Here is a 5,786-nt window from a genome sequence, read left to right as displayed (position 1 = left end):
TATTAACCCTGCCCCCCTCTTTTTTTGCCGAGTTGCGTACCGGGGAAGTGATTTCCCGCTTTACCAGCGATACCACCGTTTTACAAACCGTGGTGGGCATGAGTTTATCCATGGCCATTCGCTCGGTGATTACCTTAACCGGAGCGCTGATATTAATGGTATTTACCAGCCCGGCTTTGACCCTTTGTGTTGTTCTTGCTGTACCTACTATCCTTATTCCCATCCGGTTACTGGCACCACAAGTGCGGCTTTACGCCAAAAAGAGCCAGGACAGAATCGCTGATTTGGGCGCCCATATTGATCAAACCCTACATGAAATCATGACCGTACAAGCCTTTACCGCGGAGCAGCAAGAAGATAAAGCCTTTGTTCACGGCGTGGAAGCCGCCATGTCTACCGCAAAAATGCGCATTCATTTTCGCTCTCTACTGATTGGCTTAATCATGTTATTTAGTTTAAGTGCCATTGTGATGATTGCCTGGTTTGGCGCCAGACAAGTGTTCACTGGCGCCATGTCGGCAGGTGAACTGTCCGCCTTCTTATTTTATGCGGTCATGGCAGGCGGCAGTATTGCCACCGTCAGTGAAGTGATTGGCGAAGTTCAGCGCGGTGTAGGTGCCAGCGAACGGTTACTCGCCCTTTTAGCCGCCGAACCAGACATCAAACCGGGGCCCCTGAATCAAAAAAGTCCTCCTTCAACACCACCGGCCATCACCTTAAGGAATATCAAATTCGGTTATGGGCACACTGCCCTGTTTGAAGATTTCTCGCTGACTATTGCACCTGGTGAAAAAGTGGCACTTGTGGGTGCCAGTGGCGCGGGAAAAACCACCCTATTTCAGCTGTTGCTTCGCTTTTATGATGTTCAGTCCGGCGCCATTTTACTCAATCAAACCCCCATTACGGATCTGGCTTTAACCACCTTACGTTCTCACATTGCCATTGTCACCCAAGAGCCTGTGGTGCTTGCCACTTCGGTGATGGAGAACATTCGATACGGGAATAGCAACGCCAGTGAAGATGATGTTAGACAAGCGGCCAAATCCGCCTTTGCTCATGAATTTATAGAAGAACTCGAATACGGTTACCACACCCAGTTGGGCGAACGGGGGGTGAAATTATCCGGCGGCCAAAAACAACGTATTGCCATTGCCCGGGCGTTATTGGCGGATCGCCCTATTCTTTTATTAGACGAAGCCACCAGTGCCCTTGATGCCCGCAGTGAAAAAATGGTGCAAGAAGCATTAAATAAGCTGATGGAAGGGAGAACCAGCATTGTCATTGCCCATCGATTAGCCACAGTAAAACACGTCGATCGTATAATCGTGCTAGACAAAGGTCGCATTTTAAATACAGGAAAGCATGATGAACTGATGGAAAACGATATGCTGTACCGAGAGTACGCTGAACTGCAATTGCTTACCTGACGTTGCTATGGTGGTATACACTTTGGGAAATAGAATGTTAATAACAGAATGGCGGTGTGATTTTTACGTTTCGAATTAATAGAAAACGATAAATTCACACCCTCCAGTGGAACACATAAAAATGCGATTAAAATCAGTAGCAATTTATGCAATAGGATTGCTTTTTGCGACAACCAGTCAACTGTCAAATGCTCAGTACTTTGGCGATACCCAAGCTAAACTTGTGGTACTTGAAGAAATTACTTTTCAATATGAAAAGCGCGACGTGGAAGCGGTAGGCACCGCCGAAGCCGTGCGTTCAATTGTCCTTTATCCTGCCGTATCCGATGAAGTCATCGCGGTGAACTTTGTCCCTGGGCAATATGTAGAAAAAGGTAAGGTGCTAGTGAAACTCGACGATCGCAGACAAAAAGTGGCGGTACGTCGGGCAGAATTACAATTGCTGGATGCAGAGCGTACTTTTAAACGCTTACTGGAAAGCCGTGAAAAAGGCGCCATCCCACAAAGCGAATTGGATCTAGCCCAAACAACCCGCGATCTAGCACAAGTGACGCTGGAAGAAGCCAATGCTGATTTGGAAGACCGCACAATTGTTGCGCCTTTTAGTGGTGTTGTTGGCCTAACGGATGTGGAAGTCGGCGATCGTATTACCACCACCACCGCCATCACCACGTTAGATGACAGAAGTAAGTTATTTATTGATTTTCGTGCGCCAGAAACCGCGCTAAACGTGCTCCTAAACCAACCTACAGTAACACTGGAGCCGTGGAGTAACCGCTCAAAGACCCTGCCGGCTGAAATTGCAGAAGTAGATTCCAGAATCAACGACATCGATCGTACCTTACGTGCCCGGGCCATTTTGGATAACAACACGGATAACTTTCGTCCTGGAATGAGCTTTAGAGTTAAACTGGAAATTAACGGCAACGAATTTGCCGCTGTTCCAGAAGCCTCATTATTATGGGGGGCCACAGGCGCCTACGTTTGGATTGCACAAAACAATAAAGCAAAACGCGTGGATGTTAACGTTCACCAGCGGTTACGGGGAGTTATTCTTGTATCCGGCGATTTATCACCCGGTGACATGCTCATTGCTGAAGGCATTCAGCGACTGCGGGAAGGGCAACCCATAACCACTGAGCTGGCCCAGGGTGTACAAAATGGTTAAACATTCCCAACAAGGTAGCGACTTACCCTCCCTGTCGATTCGTCGACCGGTCCTTATTGTCGTATTAAACTTACTGATTATTATTGCCGGGTTTGCGGCCCTAAATGGGCTTGAAGTCAGGGAATTACCCGATGTGGATACGCCCACTGTAACGGTGACCGCCGAATATCCTGGCGGTTCCCCAGAGACCGTTGACGCCGAAGTTACCAGCCGTCTGGAAGGGGCTGTAGCACGGGTCAGTGGTGTTAAGAATATCTATGCGCAAAGTGAGGAAGGCTCGGCGCGGGTACGCGTGGAATTTCGTGCTGGCATTAATTTAGAAGATGCCGCCAACGAAACCCGCGAATCGGTGAGTCGGGTGCAACGACAGTTACCTGAAGATGTGGAACAAGTTTCCATTATTCGCGCCGATAACGATGCCCAAGCAGTGGTAAGTCTGGCGGTATCGAGTAGCACCCTTGATATGGAAACCTTAACCGAGCGGGTTGATACGGATATTGCTCCCTTGTTTTTAAGTATTCCCGGTGTGGCGGATGTGCAGCTAACCGGTGACAGAGAGCGAGTCTTACGGGTGTCCGTCGATCCATTACGGCTAACCAGTTTTAACCTGTCCATGACCGATGTGGCCACCGCCTTAGAACTTGCGCCCTTTGATGTACCTGCAGGCAGTATTCAATCCACCGATCAATCACTCATCGTGCGTGCCGATGCCACTTCCATCAGTGCCGATGATGTAGCCAGTATTGTCATCGCTGGCGATGTTCAAATCCGCGATGTGGCCAGTGTCTATTTTGGCCCGGCTGACAGCACCAGTCTAGTACGCCTTGATGGTAAACCCGTTATTGGCTTGGGGATCATTCGACAAGCCAGTTCCAATACCATAGAGATCTCTGACGAAGTCATGGCCATGGTCAGTGACTTAAATAAACGTTTTACGGATATGAACATCGTTGTAACAGCCGATGATGCCGAGTTTATCCGCGATTCCGTCAGCGAAGTCGTCACCTCGCTGAGTATTACCGTATTACTGGTTGTATTTACCCTACTGGTCTTTATCGGTTCATGGCGGGCCACCATCGTTCCGGCCTTATCCATCCCCGTATCCTTAGCCGGTGCACTGGGCGTGATCTGGCTACTCGGTTTTTCGGTTAATATTCTCACGTTATTGGCACTGGTACTGGCCACCGGCATGATTGTGGATGATGCCATTGTGGTTTCGGAGAACATTCAGCGTCGTCGAGGTATGGGACTGGGCGCCCGCGCCGCTGCCGTTATCGGAACTCGGGAAGTATTCTTTGCCGTAGTCGCCACCACGGCCGTGTTAGCCTCTGTTTTTATTCCTATTGCCTTTTTACCCTCCACGGCCGGTCGACTGTTTCGTGAGTTTGGCGGTGTATTGGCAGGCGCAGTGATCATTTCATCCTTTGTGGCTTTGTCGTTAGTCCCTGCCCTTACCGCTCGTCTGCCGGTTAAGCAAAAGCAAGGTAAAAGCCTATTTAGCCTAACCTTAGGCCGTTTTGGTACCCGTTGTCTTCATCTCTATCAACGCTCATTACTGTGGTCACTGAAGCATGGTGTCGTGATCGTGTTGCTAAGTTTACTGGCCGCCGCCGGTGCCTGGTTTACCGCCCAGCACATTAATAATGAACTGCTACCCAGTGAAGACAGGGGCACCATTCGCATCTTTGCCCGTGGGCCTGATGGCGCTGGCATAAACTTTATGGATCGCCAGGCAAACAAAATGGAAGAGGTGCTTTATCCGTATGTGGAAAATGGCACCATTGATTCCGTTTATACCGTGGTGGGCCGTTGGGATCCTAACATTGTATTTATTACCGTTCCCTTGAAGCACTGGGATGAGCGGGATCAATCACTACAAGATATCGTGGAGCAAATCCGACCAAAACTTCAAGCCATCCCTGGCGCGCCTGGCAACGCCTTCGGTGGCAACAGCCTCAACTTGCGTGGGCAAGGAGGCGGCTTAGAAGTGGCGCTAACGGGTAACAGCTACGACGAAATTTATGATGCGGCAGTGGATTTTGCCGCCGCGATTGAAACCACCATGCCCCAACTAGGCAGCCCTCGCATCAGTTATGAACCTACCCAGCCACAATTGCGGGTCAACATCGACAGACGCAGAGCAGAAGAGCTCGGTGTGCCACTAAGTGACATATCAGCCACATTAAGAGCCGCTGTAAATGGCGATGATATTGCGGATTTAAATGTAGGCGACCAAGCCATTCCTATTATGCTTCAATCCAGCGAGCGCAATACCAGTGCGCCGTCAGATCTCACCAGTTTATATGTGAAATCGACCTCAGGGGCGCTCGTGCCCCTTTCCAGCGTTGCCTATATCACTGAAGAAGGGGTGGCGGCGGAGTTAGAACGTCAAGCCCAGCGCCGGGCCATTAAAGTGGAAATGGAACTGCCGGAAGACTTCCCCATAAATGAAGCGGTGGATCAACTACGGGAGCTCGCCAGTGACACCTTGCCACCAGGCATAGGATTAGTATTTTTAGGGGAAGCACAAACCTTTGAAGAAACCTCCCAACAGGTGGCGCTAACCTATATCCTGGCCTTTATTATTGTTCTGCTGGTTCTTGCGGCGCAGTTTGAAAGTGTCAATAGTGCCATCGTGGTAATGCTGACTGTTCCCTTTGGTATTGCGGCGGCCATTTACGCGCTCTACCTCACAGGGACGTCTATCAATATCTACTCACAGATAGGGCTCGTTATGCTGATTGGCCTATTGGCAAAAAATGCCATTTTGCTGATTGAGTTTGCCGATCAGCTCCGTGATCAGGGCCATACCGTTTACGATGCCATCGTAGAAGCCGGTAAAGTGCGTTTGCGCCCGATTATGATGACTTTGGTGTCTACCATTTTAGGCGGCTTGCCCCTTATTCTCTCTACTGGCGCAGGCGCAGAGGCCCGCAATGCCATTGGTTGGGTGGTTTTTGGTGGTCTGGGTATTGCGGTGGTGTTTACTTTGTATCTCACGCCCGTACTCTACTTAGCCTTGGCGCGGTTTACCAAACCTCGGGCCGATGAAACCCATCGACTGGAAGAAGAGCTAAACGACGCAGACAACAAGCAAATCGCGTAATGTACGTCAAAACAATCACGTCACATGGCTCATGTGACGTGATTGTTGTATGAGAATTAATTGAGCTCTGCGGGTTGTGCGCGGT

At 49.8% G+C, this 5,786-nt stretch carries 3 protein-coding genes; all 3 read left to right on the top strand.

The window, feature by feature from the left end:
* Positions 1–1,427, top strand: a 1,427-nt coding sequence (locus tag V5298_RS19520) for an ABC transporter transmembrane domain-containing protein (RefSeq protein WP_332933102.1), incomplete at its 5' end; no start/stop codon positions are given.
* Positions 1,428–1,548: 121 nt separating this feature from the next.
* Positions 1,549–2,595, top strand: a complete 1,047-nt coding sequence (locus V5298_RS19515) for an efflux RND transporter periplasmic adaptor subunit (protein WP_332933101.1) — start codon at positions 1,549–1,551, stop codon at positions 2,593–2,595.
* Positions 2,588–5,701 carry an efflux RND transporter permease subunit gene (locus tag V5298_RS19510; protein ID WP_332933100.1) on the top strand — a complete coding sequence of 1,038 codons (3,114 nt, stop codon included), beginning with the start codon at positions 2,588–2,590 and terminating at the stop codon, positions 5,699–5,701. Before V5298_RS19515 ends, V5298_RS19510 begins: the two co-directional genes overlap by 8 nt.
* Positions 5,702–5,786 lie beyond the last annotated feature (85 nt).

Source organism: Alteromonas sp. 14N.309.X.WAT.G.H12, from assembly GCF_036697315.1.
Lineage (GTDB): Bacteria > Pseudomonadota > Gammaproteobacteria > Enterobacterales > Alteromonadaceae > Alteromonas.
The sequence above is the reverse complement of the archived record's forward strand: the minus strand, read 5'-3'. Positions and strand labels throughout refer to the sequence as shown.